Genomic DNA, 17,434 nt, shown 5'->3' with positions numbered 1-17,434 from the left:
TTAGCCTCTTGGCTCAATGCTGTCGGCCAGGATCGCCAGCACTAACTGCTGGAAGTCCAGACCGGCCGCACGGGCTGCCATGGGGACCAGGCTGTGGTCGGTCATGCCCGGTGCGGTGTTGACTTCCAGGAACCAGAAATTCCCTTGGTCATCCTGCATCACGTCTGCCCGCGCCCAACCGGCGATACCCAGCGCCTCACAGGCTTTCGCCGTGAGGTCCATCAATTCCTGTTCTTTGCTTGCGTCAAGGCCGCACGGGATCCGGTACTGGGTATCGGAAGCCAGGTACTTGGCGTCGTAGTCGTAAAAGGTGTGGGGCGTGCCCAATGCGATAGGCGGCAAAACCTGACCACGCAGGGTGGCGATGGTGTACTCGGGACCCTGGATCCACTGTTCCACCAACACTTGCGAATCGTAGGTACTTGCCGCTTTCCATGCGTCGATCAATTCGGCGGCCGAGTTCACTTTAGCCATGCCGATACTGGAGCCTTCATGGGCAGGTTTGACGATCAAAGGCAGGCCCAGTTCCTTGGCTGCAGAAATACAATCGTCTTCGCTGCACAGAACACTGTGACGCGGGGTGGGAATGCCCAGGCTGTGCCACACCTGCTTGGTGCGCAACTTGTCCATCGCCAACGCGGAAGCAAGGATGCCGCTGCCGGTGTAAGGGATGCCGGCGCACTCCAACAAGCCCTGCATGCTGCCGTCTTCACCGCCACGGCCGTGGAGAATAATGAAGGCGCGGTCGATTTTCTCGGCCAGCAGGCGGGCGAGGAAATCATCGCCCACGTCGATACCGAAGGCATTCACGCCGGCGCTTTGCAGGGCTTCGAGCACAGCGTTGCCCGACTTGAGCGACACTTCGCGCTCAGCGCTTTTACCGCCGAACAACACCGCGACGCGGCCGAAGTCAGCGGGTGCGATTGTGGAAAATAGGGAGCCGTAGTCGTTGATCATTTCGACTTCCCCTTCGCAGCAGCAAACAGCGGGCTTGCCAGCAACTTAGGCGCAAGACCACCGATGTCACCGGCGCCCTGGCACAGCAAAATATCACCGGCACGCAGCAGCGGCTTGACGATTGGCGCCAGGTCCACACCACGCTCGATGTAGATCGGGTCCAACTGGCCACGCTGACGGATGCTGTTGCACAGCTTGCGGCTGTCGGCGCCTGGAATCGGTTCTTCACCGGCCGGGTACACCTCCATCAACAGCAGCACGTTGGCGTCGGCCAATACATTGACGAAATCGTCGTACAGGTCGCGGGTACGGCTATAGCGGTGCGGCTGGTAGACCATCACCAGGCGGCGCTCCGGCCAGCCACCGCGCACGGCCTTGATCACGGCAGCGACTTCGGTCGGGTGGTGACCGTAGTCGTCCACCAGCATCACGTCACCCCCTTCTACCGGCAACTGACCGTAGACCTGGAAGCGACGACCCACGCCGGCAAAGCGCGACAGGCCTTCGACGATGGCTTCATCGCTGACGCCCTCGTCGGTGGCGATACAGATGGTCGCCAGGGAATTGAGTACGTTGTGGTTGCCCGGCATGTTCACCGAGACATCCAGCGGCTCGCGGTCGGGACGCAGCACGGTGAAGAAGGTTTGCATGCCTTCCTGGCGCACATTGATGGCGCGCACGTCGGCGTCTTCGCTGAAGCCGTAGGTCACGGTAGGACGCTTGACCAGTGGCAGGATTTCGCGCACCACCGGATCGTCCAGGCACACCACGGCTAGACCATAGAACGGCAGGTTGTGCAGGAACTCAACGAAGGTTTTCTTCAACTTGTTGAAGTCACCGTCGTAAGTTGCCATGTGGTCTTCGTCGATGTTGGTGACGACGGCGACCAGCGGTTGCAGGTGCAGGAAGCTCGCGTCGCTTTCATCGGCTTCGGCGATCAGGTAACGGCTGGTGCCCAGTTGTGCATTGGTGCCGGCTGCATTCAGGCGGCCACCGATGACGAACGTCGGGTCCAGGCCACCGGCCGCGAACACCGAGGCGATCAGGCTGGTGGTGGTGGTTTTGCCGTGGGTACCGGCGACGGCAATGCCGTGGCGATAACGCATCAGCTCGGCCAGCATCTCGGCGCGCGGCACCACGGGAATGCGACGCTCCAGGGCGGTGGCCACTTCCGGGTTGGAGGTGTTCACGGCGCTGGACACCACCAGCACATCGGCTTCAGCGGCGTTCTCGGCGCGGTGGCCGATATAGATCTGTGCACCGAAGGTCTTCAGGCGATCGGTGACCGGCGACTCTTTCAAGTCAGAGCCGGACACCTGGTAGCCCAGGTTCAGCAACACTTCGGCAATCCCGCACATGCCCACGCCGCCGATACCGACGAAGTGGATACGACGGATGCGGCGCATTTCCGGTTGCGGCATGGCTTTCTGATTCTCAACCATGGGCCACCTCCAGGCAGATATCGACCACGGTGCGGGTTGCGTCAGGTTTGGCCAGGCGGCTTGCGGTGCTCGCCATGCTATTGAGTCGTTCCGGTTGCATCAAAACCTCGGTCAGGCGTGCGGCCAAATCGGCGGCGCCAGTCGTTCTTTGCGGCAGCAGGAAGGCAGCGCCCTCCCCGGCCAAATATTCGGCGTTGCGGGTCTGGTGATCGTCGATCGCGTGGGGCAAAGGCACCAGCAAGGACGGCAGACCGGCGGCCGCCAGTTCACTGACAGTCAGCGCACCGGAGCGGCAGACCACCAGGTCGGCCCAGCCATAGGCGTGGGCCATGTCTTTGATGAAGGGCTGTACGTTCGCCTCGACACCGGCTTCGCGATAACGCGCGGCGGTGACTTCACCGTGATCTTTGCCAGCCTGATGGAAGACTTCCGGGCGCAATTCCACAGGGAGTTGCGCCAGCGCTTCCGGCAGCAGTTTGTTCAAAGGCTCGGAGCCCAGGCTGCCGCCCATGACCAGCAGGTGCGGCTTGCGCCCTTCCAGTGCTTCACGGGCGATGTCCATAAACAGTTCGGTACGCACCGGGTTGCCAGTGGTGCGCAGCTTGTCCGAGGCACCAAAGGTTTTCGGAAATGCTTCACACACCCGCGCAGCCAACGGCACCAGCAGACGGTTGGCGGTACCGGCGACGGCGTTCTGCTCGTGCACGATCACCGGCACACCGGCGAGCTTGGCGGCAACACCACCAGGACCGGTCACATACCCACCAAAACCGAGCACACACACCGGCTTCAGCTCACGAATGACTTTGCGCGCCTGCCACACCGCCTTGAGCAACACGAACGGCGCCTTGAGCAGGGACAACTTGCCCTTGCCACGCAGGCCGGTGACGTTGATCAGGTGCAGTGGCAAACCGGCATTCGGCACCAATTCGTTTTCGATGCCACGCGGCGTGCCCAACCAGTGCACGGTGTAGCCACGGTTCTGGAATTCGCGCGCGCAGGCCAGGGCCGGGAACACATGGCCCCCGGTGCCGCCCGCCATGATCAGCACGTTAGCGCCCATGGGTCGGCTCCTCGGCAAAATCGCTTTCGCTGAATTCCATCTCTTCGCTGCCCAAGTGGGTTCGACTCTCCCACTCGATGCGCAGCAACAAGCCCAGGCACGCGCAGCAGATCACCAACGAACTGCCGCCGTAGCTGAGGAACGGCAAGGTCAGGCCCTTGGTCGGCAACAGGCCGACGTTCACCCCGATGTTGATCAGGAACTGGCCGATCCACAGGAACGACAAGCCGTACGCCACATAAGCAGCGAAATACTGTTTGGCCTTTTCGGCCCACAAGCCGATGTACATGCCGCGTACACACACGAACACGAACAATGCGACGGTGCACAGCGAACCCACCACGCCCAGCTCTTCGGCAAGTACCGAGAACACGAAGTCGGTGTGCGCTTCCGGCAGGTAGAACTGCTTCTGCACACTGTTGCCCAGGCCCACGCCCAGCCACTCGCCGCGACCGAAGGCGATCAACGCCTGGGTCAACTGGTAGCCGGAACCGAACTGGTCGGACCACGGATCGGTAAAGGTGATCAGACGCGCCATCCGGTAGGGTTGCGCCTGTACCAGAATGGTCACGGCGGCCACGGCCAGCACCACCATCAAGGTAAAGCGGAACAGGCCCACGCCGCCGAGGAACAGCATCGCCGCCGCAGCCCCCATCATCACGACGGTGGCGCCGAAGTCGGGCTCCATCAGCAACAGGCCGGCCATCGGCAGCAGCACGATGAACGGCTTGAAGAAGCCCATCCAGCTTTCGCGCACTTCTTTCTGGCGACGTACCAGGTAACCGGCCAGGTAAATCACCACGAACACCTTGGCGATTTCCGACGGTTGCACGTTGAACGCGCCGAAGCCGATCCAGCGCATCGAACCGTTCACTTCGCGGCCGATACCGGGCAGGATCACCATGATCAGCAAGCCGAACGCACCGATCAGCATCAGCCAACCCAGGCGTTGCCAGGTGGCGATCGGGATCATCATGGTGACGATGCACGCGCCAAGGCCGATCACCAGGTACACCAGGTGACGGATCATCATGTACAGAGTGTTGCCCGACTGCACGGCCGCCACTTCGGACGACGCCGACGTGATCATCACCAAGCCCAGGCCGAGCAACGCCAGGCAACCGGCGAGCATCGGGAAATCGAGGTCGACACCGCGCCCAGTGATGATCGGCGACGGGTACGGCTTGATGATGTTCCGAAAGTTGATACTCATGCCAAGGCCTCCACGGCGGCGGCGAACAGCTGGCCGCGCTCTTCGTAGTTCTTGAACATGTCGAAACTGGCGCACGCCGGCGACAGCAGCACCGCATCGCCAGGCTGGGCCAGGGCTTTGCATTGCGCGATGGCGTCGTCCAGGGAGGTGGCACGCACTTGCGGCACCGCATCGCCGAGGGCAGCGGCGATCAAATCGGAGTCGCGGCCCATCAACACCACGGCGCGGCAATGCTCGGCGACCGGGCCTTTAAGGTCCTTGAAGTCGGCACCCTTGCCGTCGCCACCGGCGATCAGCACCAGCTTGCCGTCGATATCGGCGCCAAGGCCTTCGATAGCCGCCAGGGCCGCACCGACATTGGTGGCCTTGGAATCGTTGTAATAGCTGACGCCGTCGAGATCGCGCACCCACTGGCAGCGATGTTCCAAGCCGCCGAATGTACGCAGGGCCGACAACATGGCGTCGAATGGCAGGCCAACGGCATGCCCCAGCGCCAGAGCCGCCAGGGCATTGGACTGGTTATGCGCGCCACGGATTTTCAGCTCGCGCACCGGCATCAGGTTCTGGAATTCGAAGGCCAGGTATTTCTCGCCGTTCTCTTCGCGAATGCCGAAGGCTTTGAAGTCGGGTTTGCCCAGGCCGAAGGTCCAGCATGGCAGGCCCTCGCCCATCAGCGGACGGCTCAAGGCGTCCTGACGGTTGACCACCACTTGCTTGGCGCCACGGAAGATCCGGTGCTTGGCCAGGTGGTACGCCGGCAAGCCGCTGTAACGGTCCATGTGGTCTTCACTCACGTTCAACACGGTCGCCACTTCGGCCCCGAGGTCGTGGGTGGTTTCCAGTTGAAAGCTCGACAGTTCCATCACGTACAGCTCGACGTCGTCGCTGAGCAGGTCCAGCGCCGGCGTGCCGAGATTGCCGCCCACGGCCACGCGCTTGCCGGCCGCAGCCGCCATCTCGCCGACCAGGGTAGTCACGGTGCTTTTCGCGTTGGAACCGCTGATGGCCACGATCGGCGCCTGCGCGTTACGCGCGAACAGGTCGATATCGCCCGACAGCTTCACGCCACGGGCGGCGGCGGCTTGCAGGGCCGGGGTCGCGATGGCCAGGCCGGGGCTCACGTAAAGCTCGTCGGCACGGCACAGAAACTCGACATCCAGCTCGCCACAACGCACTTCCACGTGCGGGTAGTCACGGCGCAGCGTGACCAGCTCCGGTGGATTTTCCCGCGTATCGGCCACGGCAAACGGCTTGCCCCGGTTCGCCAGGAAGCGAACCAGGGACATGCCGCTCTTGCCGAGGCCGACAACGATGCGGAAGTGGTCTGAAGCGATCAGGGACACTCGTTTCTACCTCAGTTTCAGGGTGGCAAGGCCGATCAGCACCAGAATCACGGTGATGATCCAGAAGCGGACGATCACACGCGGCTCAGGCCAGCCCTTGAGTTCAAAGTGGTGGTGAATCGGTGCCATGCGGAACACGCGGCGCCCGGTCAATTTGAAGGAGGCCACCTGGATGACCACCGACAGGGTTTCCATCACGAACACACCGCCCATGATGAACAGCACGATTTCCTGGCGAACGATCACGGCGATGGTGCCGAGGGCCGCGCCCAGCGCCAGTGCGCCGACGTCACCCATGAAGACTTGTGCGGGATAGGTGTTGAACCACAGGAAGCCCAGGCCAGCACCGATCAGCGCACCGCAGAACACGATCAATTCACCTGCGCCCGGCACATAGGGGATCAGCAGGTATTCAGCGAATTTCACGTTACCCGACAGGTAGCAGAAGATGCCGAGCGCGCCGCCGACCATCACCGTTGGCATGATCGCCAGGCCGTCGAGGCCGTCAGTCAGGTTGACCGCGTTACTGGAGCCGACGATCACGAAGTAGGTCAGCACCACGAAGCCAACGCCCAGGGGAATGCTGGCGTCCTTGAGCATCGGGATGATCAAAGTGGTTTCCACGGCGCTTGGCGCGGTGGTGTAAAGGAAGATCGCAGCGCCGAGGCCGAACACCGACTGCCAGAAATACTTCCAGCGGCTCGGCAGCCCTTTCGAGTTTTTCTCGATCACTTTGCGGTAGTCGTCCACCCAGCCGATGGCGCCGAACAGCAGCGTCACCAACAAAACGGTCCACACATAACGGTTGTGCAGGTCAGCCCACAGCAAAGTGCTGATGCCGATGGACGACAGGATCAGCGCGCCGCCCATGGTCGGGGTGCCGGATTTGGACAGGTGCGACTGCGGGCCGTCATTACGAACCGATTGACCAATTTGCAGGTTCTGCAGGGTGCGGATCATCCACGGCCCCAGGAACAGCGACAAACACAACGCGGTCAGCACACCCAGGATCCCGCGCAGGGTCAGGTACTGAAAGACCGCGAAGCCTTTGTGGAACTGTTGCAGATACTCAGCCAGCAGCAGCAGCATTAATGTTTCTCCGTACTTGAGCCACACAAGGCCGCGACGACGTTTTCCATCACCGCGCTGCGCGATCCCTTGATCAAAATGGTTGTGTGTTTGTCGTGTTCAGCCGCCGTCAGCGCCTGGATCAGCTCGGCCTGGGTCGCGAAATGGCGGGCACCAGGGCCGAAAACGCTCACGGCGTGCGCCATGTGCGGGCCGACGGCGTAAAGCGCGTCGACTTTGCCGGCGGCATAGGCGCCGACTTCGCGGTGGGACTGTTCGGCCCACTCGCCCAGCTCGGCGATATCACCCAGCACCAGCACTTTGCGGCCGTCGAAGCTTTTGAGCAGGTCGATGGCGGCGCAGATGGAGGACTGGTTGGCGTTATAGGTGTCGTCGATCACGCGCATGCCGTTGCTGGCCAACTGCGCCACGGTGCGCCCCTTGACCGGCTGCACCGCACCCAAACCTGTGGCGATACCGAACAGCGACACGCCCAGGGCGTACGCGGCAGCGGCGGCGGCCAAGGCATTGGCGACGTTATGGTTGCCCAGCAGATTCAGCTGCACGTGTTCATTGCCTTGCGGGGTGTGCAAGGTAAAGGACGGGCAGCCACGCGCATCAACGGTAATGTTGGAGGCGTGGAAATCAGCCGCGGCGTTGAGCACGGCAAACGTCAGGACCTTGCGACCGGCGGCGCGTACACGCCAGGTTTGGAAGGCCTTGTCGTCGAGATTCAACACAGCGGTGCCCGAGGCATCGAGGCCTTCAAGGATTTCGCCCTTGGCTTCGACGATTTTCTCCGGGCCACCGAACTCGCCAACGTGGGCGGTGCCGGCATTATTGATGATCGCCACGTGGGGCTTGGTCAGCGCCACGGTGTAGGCAATTTCGCCGACGCGCGATGCGCCCAACTCGATCACGGCAGCGGTGTGTTCCGGGGCCAATTCAAGCAGGGTCAGCGGAGCGCCGAAATCATTGTTCAGGTTGCCACGGGTCGCGAGAACCGGGCCGCGTGTACGCAACACACCGGCGAGCAGTTCCTTGACCGTGGTCTTGCCGCTGGAACCGGTGATGGCTGCAACAGGCTTGTCGAAGGCCGCACGGTTCAGCGCACCCAGTTGACCCAAGGCCAAACGGGTATCGGAAACCAGCAGTTGTGGCAGTGTGGAATCCGCCACTTCGCGTTGCACCAAGGCACCGACGGCACCTTTGGCGGCGACGTCATTCAGGTAGTCGTGACCATCGAAGCGCGGGCCCGCCAGGGCGACAAACAATTGCCCTGGCTTGATGGCGCGGCTGTCGATACTGACGCCGTCGAAACTGCAATCGCTCGACAGCACACGGGCCGACAGGGCCTGGCTCAGTTCGCTGAATGTCATTGCCTTAAGCATGGGCGACCTCCCAGGCGGTCAAGGCATGGTCGGCCTCGACCAGATCGGAGAAGGCGTGGCGCTCACCGTTGATTTCCTGATAGTCCTCGTGACCTTTACCGGCCAACACCACCACGTCGTCAGCACCGGCGCTGGCGATCAATTGGGCGATGGCTGCACCGCGACCGGCGACAAACGTGGCCTTGGACACGTCTTTGAAGCCGACACGGATGTCGTCGAAAATCTGGCTCGGGTCTTCGCTGCGCGGGTTGTCGTCGGTGACGAGCACGCCATCGGCCAGGCGCTCGACGATCTCGGCCATCAACGGGCGTTTGCCGCGATCACGGTCACCGCCGCAACCGAACAGGCACAGCAGCTTGCCCTTGGCGTGTGGGCGCAGGGCCACCAGGACTTTTTCCAGGGCGTCCGGTGTGTGGGCGTAGTCGACCACCACCAGCGGCTGCTTGCCGCCACCCAGGCGCTGCATGCGACCGACCGGGCCTTCCAGCTTCGGCAGTACACGCAGGATTTCGTCGAGGGCGTAATCCAGGCCGAGCAACGCACCGACGGCCGCCAGGGTGTTGCTTAGGTTGAAGCGACCGAGCAGGCTGCTGCGCAGATGATGCTCGCCCTGCGGCGTCACCAGCGTGGCGCGCACGCCTTCGTCATTGAACTGGGCTTCGCGGCAATACAGGTACGCGCTGGAATCCTCCAGGCTGTAGCTGATCAGGCGCGACTCACGCTCTTCGGCAGCCAGTTGGCGGCCGAACGCATCATCCAGGTTTACCACGCGGCACTTGAGGTCGTTCCAGGCAAATAGCTTGGCCTTCTCGGTAGCGTAGGCTTCCATGGTGCCGTGGTAGTCGAGGTGATCGCGGGACAGGTTGGTCATCACCGCCACATCAAACGCCAGCGCAGCAACGCGGCCTTGATGCAAACCGTGGGACGACACTTCCATGGCAACCGCCTTGGCACCGGCCTTTTTCAGGTCAGCCAGGGTCGCTTGCACGGCGATCGGATTTGGCGTGGTGTGCAGGCCGCTTTGCAGCGCGCCATAGAAACCGGTGCCCAGTGTGCCGACGATGCCGCAATGCTGACCCAGCAGGTCAAGCGCCTGGGCGATCAGTTGGGTCACGCTGGTCTTGCCGTTGGTGCCGGTGACGCCGACCAGATTGACGTGTCGACTCGGATCACCGTAAAAACGCCCGGCGATATCCGAGAGCTGCTTGGCCAGACCTTTGACCGGAATCAACGGCACGTCGGTGATCGGCAGCACGGTGGCGCCTTCCACTTCATAAGCCACGGCGGCCGCACCGCGTTGCAACGCATCCGCGATATGCGCGCGGCCATCGAATTTACCGCCAGGCACCGCCAGGAACAGGTCACCGGCACGCACATTACGGCTGTCCAGGCTCAACTCGCGAATCAGCAGATCGCGACCGGCGTGGGCAAAAATCTTGTTCAGGCTAAGAGACATCAGCCGCGCCCTCCATTGGCTTTTACGGCAGCGGCCGGTGGTCCGGCGTTCGCTTGTTGGGTCGGCGGCAGGTTGTCCGGCGTGATGTTCATCAGGCGCAGGGTGCCGGACATCACTTTGCTGAACACCGGCGCCGATACCAGGCCACCGAAGTAGCCGGCTTTGCTCGGCTCATCGATCACCACGACGATGGCGTAGCGTGGATCGCTCATCGGGCCGAAACCGGCGAACAGCGAACGGTAGGAGTTTTCGGCGTAGCCCTTGGTGCCCACCGAGGTTTTACGCGCCGTACCCGACTTGCCGGCCACGTGATACGCCGGCACCTGGGCACGGAATACGCCGCGCGGTGCTTCGATCACTTGTTGCAGCATGCCTTGCATGGTCTTGGCGACGTTTTCCGGGATCACCTGGGTGGCTTTCGGCGCTTCATCGACGTGGATCAGGCTCAGCGGAACCATCCGGCCATTATTCGCCAATACAGAGAAAGCGTGGGCCAGCTGGATCGCCGTCACCGACAGGCCGTAACCGTAGGAAAGCGTGGCGGTCTCGGCCTTTTTCCAGTCGCGGTAGTTCGGCAGGTTGCCCACGCGCTCGCCCGGGAAATCCAGGCCGGTGGGCTGGCCCAGACCGATCTTCTGCGCCAGGTGGTAGATGGTTTCACCGCCGATATCGAAGGCGACCTTACTCATGCCCACGTTACTGGAGTTGATCAGGATACCTGTCAAATCCAGCACCGGACCTTCGGTGCGGGACACGTCACGAATGGTGTATTTGCCCAACTGCAAGGTGCCTGGATACACCTCGACCTTGTCGCTGGGCTTCCAGCGTCCGGTTTCGAGGGCAGCACTCATGGAGATGGCTTTCATGGTCGAACCCGGCTCGAACACGTCGATCATCGCGCGGTTGCGCATCATCGCCGGTTGCAGGTTGCGGCGGTTGTTCGGGTTGTAGGTCGGCTGGTTGACCATGGCGAGGATCTCGCCGGTCTTCACGTCCATGATCACCAGGCTGCCGGCCTTGGCGCCGTTCTCGATGATCGCGTTACGCAGCTCGCGGTTGGCCAGGTATTGCAGGCGCAGGTCAATCGACAACGCCAAGGGCTTACCGGCCTTGGCGTTTTTGGTGACTTGGACATCCTTGATCAGTCTGCCGCGCCGATCCTTGATGACTTGTCGTTTGCCGGGAACCCCGGCGAGCCATTCATCGTAGGCGAGTTCCACGCCTTCGCGGCCATGGTCATCGATGTCGGTGAAGCCGACCATATGCGCGGTGGTTTCACCGGCCGGGTAGAAACGACGGAATTCCTCGATGCCGTAGACACCAGGGACTTTGAGGTCGAGCACTTGCTGGCCTTGTTCGGGGGTCAGCCCGCGAACCAGGTAGATAAACTCTTTATTGGCCTGGGCTTCCAGGCGCTCAGCCAAGGCTTTCGGATCTTGTCCCAACGCAGAGGCAAGGGCCGGCCAACGATCCTTGGCGACCTGCAATTCCTTTGCGTTCGCCCACAGGGTGGTCACCGGGGTACTAACGGCCAAGGGCTCGCCGTTACGGTCGGTGATCAGGCCGCGGTGTGCAGGAATCGGGATATGACGCAAGCTACGGGCGTTACCCTCGCCGATCAGGAAGTCGCGATCGACCACTTGCAGATCGACGATCCGCCAGGCAATCGCACCGACCATCAATGCCAGCAAGCCGAGCATCAGGCGGAAGCGCCAGGGGTAGAGTGCACCCTCGAGTTTCATCATGGCGCCACCATGCGGACTTCAGCCGCGCCAGGAATATGCATTTTCAGCTGTTCGGTGGCTAGCACTTCGATACGGCTATGGGCCGTCCAGGTGCTTTGCTCCAGGATCAACCGACCCCACTCCGCTTGCGCCTTGTCACGCACACTCAGTTCCCCGTACAGGGTATTGAGCAATTGACGGTTGTAGTGGGCGCTGTAGGACACCGCAATCGCGGAAACCAGCACACCGACAAACAGCAGCATCATAAAGAAGCTGCCGCCCGGGAGGGGCTTGGCAAAAAGCTTGCTCACCGCAGCTTCTCGGCAACGCGCATGACGGCGCTGCGGGAACGTGGGTTGGCCTTGAGTTCGGCTTCGGAAGCGAACTGCGCTTTGCCATGGATTTTGATTTTCGGCACAAAGGCTTCGAAACGTACCGGCAGGTTGCGCGGCAGGTTGTCGGACTCACCCTTGACCAGGCGACGCATGAACAGTTTGACGATGCGGTCTTCCAGCGAGTGGAAGCTGATCACGACAAGGCGACCGCCCACTTCCAGCGCCTCGAGGGCAGCCTCAAGGCCGGCCTCCAGGTCGCCCAATTCGTTGTTGACGTGAATGCGCAGGCCTTGGAACGCACGGGTGGCCGGGTTCTTGCCCTTTTCCCACGCTGGGTTGGCGACTTTCAGCACTTCGGCCAAGTCGGCGGTGCGTTCGAATGGCTGGATTTCACGGCGCTCGACCACGGCACGGGCCATGCGACCGGCGAAGCGTTCTTCACCGTATTCCTTGAACACGCGGGTGATTTCTTCATGGGGCGCGGTCGCAATGAACTCCGCTGCGCTGATACCCCGAGTCGGGTCCATGCGCATATCGAGCGGGCCATCGTTCATGAAACTGAAGCCGCGCTCCGGGTCGTCGAGCTGTGGCGAAGACACGCCCAGGTCGAGCAAAACCCCGGCCACCTTGCCCGCCATGCCACGTTCGGCGACTTCGGCACCCAGTTCGGCAAAGCTGCGCTGCACAACGACAAAGCGGCCGTCTTCGGCCGCTAGCGCTTGCCCGGTGGCAATCGCTTGAGGGTCTTTGTCGAACCCGAGGAGTTTGCCGTCGGACCCGAGCTGGCTGAGTATCAACCGGCTATGCCCGCCCCTGCCGAAGGTGCCATCCAGATAGCAGCCATCCGCGCGTACGGCGAGAGCCTCAACGGCTTCGTCAAGCAGTACGGTGATGTGGTTAAAGCCGCTATCAATAGTCACAGGATCAAATCACGCAGTTCATCAGGCATAGCGCCCGGTTGTTGAATAGCAGCCAGGTCAGCTGCAGAAACAGCATCCCAGGCATCTTCGTCCCACAATTGGAACTTGTTCAGTTGGCCAACCAGCATTGCGCGCTTATCCAGCTTGGCGTACTCGCGCAGACGCGGAGGCACCAGGAAGCGACCGCTGCCATCCAACTCAAGGTCGACGGCGTTACCAATCAGCAAACGCTGCAGGCGGCGGTTCTCTTCACGCAACGAAGGCAGGGCGCGCAGTTTGGTTTCGATCAACTCCCACTCATCGAGGGGGTAAACACATAAACAAGGGTCAACGGCATCGATCGTGATGATCAACTGTCCAGAACTTCGCGAAATCAGCTCGTCACGATACCGGCTCGGCATAGCGAGACGGCCTTTTGCATCGAGACTGATAGCGTTAGCTCCGCGAAACACAGATGCGTTTCTCCAAATTTTAGCGTTTTACGTTCAAAAAACCCACTTTGTGCCACTTTCCGCCACTTGCGCACACTATAGGAATGCGCCCACCACACCGTCAAGGCGCGGATTCAAGGAAAAGCCTTACAGAACGGAGATTTAGGAGCGTAAAAGGAGGAGAAACCGGAGTTCAGCGATGTTTTTGGCCCAACAAGCACAAATAGCTCAAAGAGCTATAGCTCGAAGTTAAAGTAATTTATTAAGAGTAAGATTTTTTTGGTATTACGAAGATGCATCTGCCAATGATTCGGCAGGGAGGGATTCTTGCGTTACTACCGGTTTTCTGCCCGAGATTCGGACAGAAGGGAAAAGGTGGAGAGTCGATCTGTAAGCCGGGTTCTGTCTTGAACAGTCATTCGTCTACGATGGCCATCACTGGACATCTTTAGCAACCTACCCGGTCCCAGCGCGGGCCACGCCTTGGGACCCTATTTGGTCTTGCTCCAAGTGGGGTTTACCTAGCCACGAACTGTTGCCAGTCGTGCGGTGCGCTCTTACCGCACCTTTTCACCCTTACCGGCACCGAAGTGCTTAGGCGGTTATTTTCTGTGGCACTTTCCGTAGGCTCACGCCTCCCAGGCATTACCTGGCACTTCGCCCTATGGAGCCCGGACTTTCCTCCCCCCCCTAATTTTCATAGAGGGCAGCGACTGTCCAATCGACTCTCCGCCGCGCAGGTTAACGGCACGGCGGACTTAGGACAAGTAATAAAAGTTCAGAATTGCCATCACGTTCAGACGCAATACCGGTTTAACACCGGAACTATTCGGCTTTCTGCTTATCGAGCGCCGCTTGATACAAGAGGTTCTTGCGCACACCAGTAATTTCCGCCGCCAGGGCTGCGGCTCGCTTGAGCGGCATCTCCTTGAGCAGCAGGTCCAGGACGCGCATGGCCTCGCTGCCCACGGCGTCTTCGTCCTCTGGCGCGGTCCAGCCCGCCACCAGCACCACGCACTCGCCGCGCTGTTGGTTGCTGTCGCCCTCGACGAACGCACGCAGCGCTTCCAATGGCAGGCCCTTGAGGGTTTCGAAGGTCTTGGTCAGCTCGCGGGCCAGCAGCGCCAGGCGTTCGCCGCCAAATACCAGCTCCATGTCCTGCAGGCATTCAAGGATGCGATGCGGGGCTTCATAGAAGATCAAGGTGCGGGGTTCTTCTTTCAGCGCTTGAAGGCGTGCGCGACGTCCAACAGCCTTGGCCGGCAGAAAACCTTCAAAGATGAAACGGTCGGACGGCAACCCCGCCGCCGACAATGCAGCGATCAGCGCGCACGCACCCGGAACAGGCACTACATTGATACCAGCGGCCCGCGCCTGGCGCACAAGGTGGTAGCCAGGGTCGGAGATCAGCGGCGTGCCCGCGTCGGAGATCAGCGCCACATCGTCGCCGGCCAGCAGGCGCACGATAAAGCGACTGCCTTCCTCGCGCTCGTTGTGCTCATGGCAAGCCGCTAATGGCGTGCTGATACCAAAATGCTGCATCAACCGCTGGGAGTGACGGGTGTCTTCAGCCGCGATCAATTTAACCTCGCGCAACACTTTCAATGCTCGCGCACTGATGTCGTCCAGGTTGCCAATGGGCGTCGCCACGACAAAAAGCGAGCCTGCAGTGGAATTCAAAGGACCTGGAGCAGTCAAAACGCACACCTCGATGGTTGGCAAAAGCGACATTGTAGCGCGTAGGCGCCTGGAAAATATGCCATCACGGCCGATGCCTTTTCAGCCGTTTAAAGCCAACTGCAACATTTGCACGACCTAAATCGACGGTTTCACGCCAGTAACATCGCGCCTGGGCCAGTGCTTGGGTACAATTCCACGCTAATTTGATCGGTATCAGGAACACTTACATGATCGCTTGCCTGCGGCTGCTCTCCGCCCTCTGCCTCGCTGCCTTGTTGGCCGCGTGTGCCAGCTCGCCCTCGTCCAGCCTTGGCGACCTTCCACGGACCCCGGACGCCAGTATCGAGCAACTGCTCGAACAGGCCACCACCGCCAAGACGCCAGAAAAGGCCGCATTGCTGCGCCTGAGTGCGGCAGACATGGCCTACAAGCAGAACAACCCCGGCCGCTCGTCGCAGATTCTTGCGCAGGTGCCCCTGGATGTCCTCAAGCCCGCCGCGCAAGTGTTTGCCAGTACCTTGGCCGCCGAACTGGCCATGGCGCGCAACCAGCCCAAGGCCGCGCTGACCGCCCTGAACCACCCGAGCCTGCAAAGCCTGAAGGACCTGCCGCCTGAACAGCAGGTCCGCACCGGCAGCGTGCACGCCCGTGCCTATGAAGCCGATGGCCAGACCCTGGCCGCCGCCCGCGAACGTGTGGCCATGGCCCCGCTGCTCACGGGCGATGCCGCCAAAAGCAACCATGAAGCCATCTGGGTATTGATCGCCGCACTGCCGGCTGAACAGCTGCAGGCCAGCGGCAACCCGACGCTCGACGGCTGGATCACCCTGGCCCAGGCGGTCAAGGGCGCCGGCACGCTGGAGCAGCAACAGGCCGCCATCGATACCTGGCGCGCGCAGAACCCGGGTCACCCGGCGGCTGTGCAGCTGCCAACGCCACTGACCAAGCTCAAGGAGCTGGCGAGCCAGCCACTGACCAAGATTGCCCTGCTGCTGCCACAGGACGGCCCGCTGGCTTCCGTCGGCAAGGCGCTGCGTGAAGGCTTCATGGCTGCGCACTACCAGGCTGAACAAGCCGGGCAGAAGCCGCCGGTCATCGAGTTCTATGACAGCTCGCGCCTCAACTCCCTCGACGACTTCTACGCCAAGGCCCAGGCTGCCGGCGTGCAACTAGTGGTCGGCCCGCTGGAAAAACCGCTGGTCAAACAGCTCAGCGCACGTCCGCAGTTACCAATCACCACCCTGGCGCTGAACTACAGCGAGACTGATCGCAGCCCGGCGCAACTGTTCCAGTTCGGTTTGGCCGCTGAAGACGAAGCCCGCGAAGTATCGCGCCGCGCCCGTGCCGATAGCCTGCATCGCGCGGCTGCAATGGTGCCCCGTGGCGAATGGGGCGAGCGCGTCTACAAGGCCTTCCGCCAGGACTGGGAAGCCAATGGCGGCCAGGTCATGGGGGTCGAGTATGTCGATCAGCCAGTCGCCCTTGCCCAGCAAATTGCCGACCTGTTCCAACTGCGTAAAAGCGAAGGCCGCGCCAAGAGCCTGCAAAGCACCGTCGGCACCGACGTCGCCGCGCAACCTTCGCGTCGCCAGGACATCGAGTTCATCTTCCTGGCCGTGACCCCACAACTGGCCCAGCAGATCAAGCCAACCCTGAACTTCCAATACGCAGGCGACGTGCCGGTGTACGCCACGTCCCACGTGTTCAGCGCCAGCGGCGACAAAAACCAGTACCTGGACATGACCAACGTGATGTTCTGCGAGACCCCATGGTTGCTCAACACCACCGACCCACTGCGCAACCAGGTTGCCGCACAATGGCCGCAAGCCAATGGCAGCCTCGGCCGCCTGTACGCGATGGGCGTCGATGCCTACCGCCTGGCGCCGCGCCTGGGGCAGCTCAAGGCATTGCCGGACACCCGTGTTGACGGCCTGTCGGGCAACCTGGGCATCAGCGCCAACCAGCGCGTTGATCGCCAGATGCCATGGGCCAAGTTTGTCGGCGGTGAGATCCAGCGCCTGCCGGACACCCCGCGCTGATGCCCGAGCGGTCCAGCGCACAAAGCGGCAAGGATGCCGAACTACAAGCTCTGAAACACTTGCAACAACAGGGTCTGCGCCTGCTGGCGCAGAACTGGTTGTGTAAACGCGGCGAGCTTGATCTGGTCATGCTTGACGGCGATACAGTAGTATTCGTCGAAGTCCGCTACAGAAAACACGCACAATGGGGTGGCGCGCTCGCCAGTATTGACGGGCGCAAGCGTCAAAAGCTGATACTCGCCGCGCAGTTTTTCCTGCAAAAAGAGCATCGCTGGGCCGACGCCCCCTGCCGTTTCGATGTGGTTGCCATAGAAAGCACACCGTCTGGTCAGGCTGATCTGAACTGGCTGAAAAATGCCTTCGACAGCTGAT

The 17,434-nt window shown here is 61.5% G+C and carries 15 protein-coding genes and 1 other RNA gene; 2 read left to right on the top strand and 14 right to left on the bottom strand.

Annotated features, from left to right (window positions below):
- The 14 genes from HX823_RS10180 to rsmI form a co-directional block, all read right to left on the bottom strand.
- Window positions 1-957, bottom strand: coding sequence for a D-alanine--D-alanine ligase (locus HX823_RS10180; protein WP_099494070.1), 957 nt, complete (start codon window positions 955-957; stop codon window positions 1-3).
- On the bottom strand, window positions 954-2,399 hold the full coding sequence (gene murC, locus HX823_RS10175) for a UDP-N-acetylmuramate--L-alanine ligase (RefSeq protein WP_038849909.1): 1,446 nt from the start codon (window positions 2,397-2,399) through the stop codon (window positions 954-956). Before murC ends, HX823_RS10180 begins: the two co-directional genes overlap by 4 nt.
- On the bottom strand, window positions 2,392-3,462 hold the full coding sequence (gene murG, locus HX823_RS10170) for an undecaprenyldiphospho-muramoylpentapeptide beta-N-acetylglucosaminyltransferase (RefSeq protein ID WP_038849908.1): 1,071 nt from the start codon (window positions 3,460-3,462) through the stop codon (window positions 2,392-2,394). Before murG ends, murC begins: the two co-directional genes overlap by 8 nt.
- On the bottom strand, window positions 3,452-4,675 hold the full coding sequence (ftsW, locus tag HX823_RS10165; RefSeq protein WP_032864492.1) for a putative lipid II flippase FtsW: 1,224 nt from the start codon (window positions 4,673-4,675) through the stop codon (window positions 3,452-3,454). Before ftsW ends, murG begins: the two co-directional genes overlap by 11 nt.
- The gene (gene murD / locus HX823_RS10160; RefSeq protein WP_177074792.1) at window positions 4,672-6,018 is read right to left on the bottom strand and encodes a UDP-N-acetylmuramoyl-L-alanine--D-glutamate ligase; all 1,347 of its coding nucleotides are present in this window, start codon (window positions 6,016-6,018) and stop codon (window positions 4,672-4,674) included. Before murD ends, ftsW begins: the two co-directional genes overlap by 4 nt.
- Before the next feature lie 6 nt (window positions 6,019-6,024).
- Window positions 6,025-7,107 (bottom strand): phospho-N-acetylmuramoyl-pentapeptide-transferase, encoded by a 1,083-nt coding sequence (gene mraY, locus HX823_RS10155; RefSeq protein ID WP_028618893.1) that lies wholly within the window; start codon window positions 7,105-7,107, stop codon window positions 6,025-6,027.
- Window positions 7,107-8,477, bottom strand: coding sequence for a UDP-N-acetylmuramoyl-tripeptide--D-alanyl-D-alanine ligase (gene murF / locus HX823_RS10150; RefSeq protein WP_177074791.1), 1,371 nt, complete (start codon window positions 8,475-8,477; stop codon window positions 7,107-7,109). The genes mraY and murF overlap by 1 nt, the downstream gene beginning before the upstream one ends.
- Window positions 8,470-9,933, bottom strand: coding sequence for a UDP-N-acetylmuramoyl-L-alanyl-D-glutamate--2,6-diaminopimelate ligase (locus tag HX823_RS10145; RefSeq protein ID WP_177074790.1), 1,464 nt, complete (start codon window positions 9,931-9,933; stop codon window positions 8,470-8,472). Before HX823_RS10145 ends, murF begins: the two co-directional genes overlap by 8 nt.
- Window positions 9,933-11,675: a penicillin-binding protein 2 gene (locus tag HX823_RS10140; protein ID WP_177074857.1), complete on the bottom strand. Its 1,743-nt coding sequence runs from the start codon at window positions 11,673-11,675 to the stop codon at window positions 9,933-9,935. Before HX823_RS10140 ends, HX823_RS10145 begins: the two co-directional genes overlap by 1 nt.
- Entirely contained in the window at window positions 11,675-11,968 is a 294-nt protein-coding gene (gene ftsL / locus HX823_RS10135) for a cell division protein FtsL (RefSeq protein WP_016974953.1), read from the bottom strand. The genes HX823_RS10140 and ftsL overlap by 1 nt, the downstream gene beginning before the upstream one ends.
- A complete protein-coding gene (gene rsmH, locus HX823_RS10130; protein ID WP_016974952.1) occupies window positions 11,965-12,912 on the bottom strand; it encodes a 16S rRNA (cytosine(1402)-N(4))-methyltransferase RsmH in 948 nt (315 codons plus the stop codon). Before rsmH ends, ftsL begins: the two co-directional genes overlap by 4 nt.
- Window positions 12,909-13,364 carry a division/cell wall cluster transcriptional repressor MraZ gene (mraZ, locus tag HX823_RS10125; protein WP_003171868.1) on the bottom strand — a complete coding sequence of 152 codons (456 nt, stop codon included), beginning with the start codon at window positions 13,362-13,364 and terminating at the stop codon, window positions 12,909-12,911. Before mraZ ends, rsmH begins: the two co-directional genes overlap by 4 nt.
- A gap of 354 nt (window positions 13,365-13,718) precedes the next feature.
- Window positions 13,719-14,072: RNase P RNA component class A (gene rnpB / locus HX823_RS10120), an RNA gene on the bottom strand.
- Window positions 14,073-14,168: 96 nt separating this feature from the next.
- The gene (gene rsmI / locus HX823_RS10115; protein WP_177074789.1) at window positions 14,169-15,074 is read right to left on the bottom strand and encodes a 16S rRNA (cytidine(1402)-2'-O)-methyltransferase; all 906 of its coding nucleotides are present in this window, start codon (window positions 15,072-15,074) and stop codon (window positions 14,169-14,171) included.
- Between the two features lie 176 nt (window positions 15,075-15,250).
- Between rsmI and HX823_RS10110 the strand changes: the two genes are divergently transcribed.
- Both HX823_RS10110 and HX823_RS10105 read left to right on the top strand, forming a co-directional pair.
- Window positions 15,251-17,062, top strand: a complete 1,812-nt coding sequence (locus HX823_RS10110) for a penicillin-binding protein activator (protein WP_177074788.1) — start codon at window positions 15,251-15,253, stop codon at window positions 17,060-17,062.
- The gene (locus HX823_RS10105; RefSeq protein ID WP_061435353.1) at window positions 17,062-17,433 is read left to right on the top strand and encodes a YraN family protein; all 372 of its coding nucleotides are present in this window, start codon (window positions 17,062-17,064) and stop codon (window positions 17,431-17,433) included. The genes HX823_RS10110 and HX823_RS10105 overlap by 1 nt, the downstream gene beginning before the upstream one ends.
- Window position 17,434: the final 1 nt, after the last annotated feature.

The organism is Pseudomonas sp. P7759 (genome assembly GCF_013386445.1).
Taxonomy (GTDB): domain Bacteria; phylum Pseudomonadota; class Gammaproteobacteria; order Pseudomonadales; family Pseudomonadaceae; genus Aquipseudomonas; species Aquipseudomonas azotoformans_A.
This window is presented reverse-complemented; position numbering and strand designations above follow the sequence as displayed.

Excerpts from the sequence above, each read along its gene's own strand:
- rsmI (WP_177074789.1), bottom strand. The coding sequence starts at position 15,074 with ATGTCGCTTTTGCCAACCATCGAGGTGTGCGTTTTGACTGCTCCAGGT.
- murC (WP_038849909.1), bottom strand. The coding sequence starts at position 2,399 with ATGGTTGAGAATCAGAAAGCCATGCCGCAACCGGAAATGCGCCGCATC.
- HX823_RS10110 (WP_177074788.1), top strand. The coding sequence starts at position 15,251 with ATGATCGCTTGCCTGCGGCTGCTCTCCGCCCTCTGCCTCGCTGCCTTG.
- murF (WP_177074791.1), bottom strand. The coding sequence starts at position 8,477 with ATGCTTAAGGCAATGACATTCAGCGAACTGAGCCAGGCCCTGTCGGCC.
- HX823_RS10105 (WP_061435353.1), top strand. The coding sequence starts at position 17,062 with ATGCCCGAGCGGTCCAGCGCACAAAGCGGCAAGGATGCCGAACTACAA.
- HX823_RS10145 (WP_177074790.1), bottom strand. The coding sequence starts at position 9,933 with ATGTCTCTTAGCCTGAACAAGATTTTTGCCCACGCCGGTCGCGATCTG.
- HX823_RS10140 (WP_177074857.1), bottom strand. The coding sequence starts at position 11,675 with ATGAAACTCGAGGGTGCACTCTACCCCTGGCGCTTCCGCCTGATGCTC.
- ftsW (WP_032864492.1), bottom strand. The coding sequence starts at position 4,675 with ATGAGTATCAACTTTCGGAACATCATCAAGCCGTACCCGTCGCCGATC.
- murG (WP_038849908.1), bottom strand. The coding sequence starts at position 3,462 with ATGGGCGCTAACGTGCTGATCATGGCGGGCGGCACCGGGGGCCATGTG.
- HX823_RS10180 (WP_099494070.1), bottom strand. The coding sequence starts at position 957 with ATGATCAACGACTACGGCTCCCTATTTTCCACAATCGCACCCGCTGAC.
- mraY (WP_028618893.1), bottom strand. The coding sequence starts at position 7,107 with ATGCTGCTGCTGCTGGCTGAGTATCTGCAACAGTTCCACAAAGGCTTC.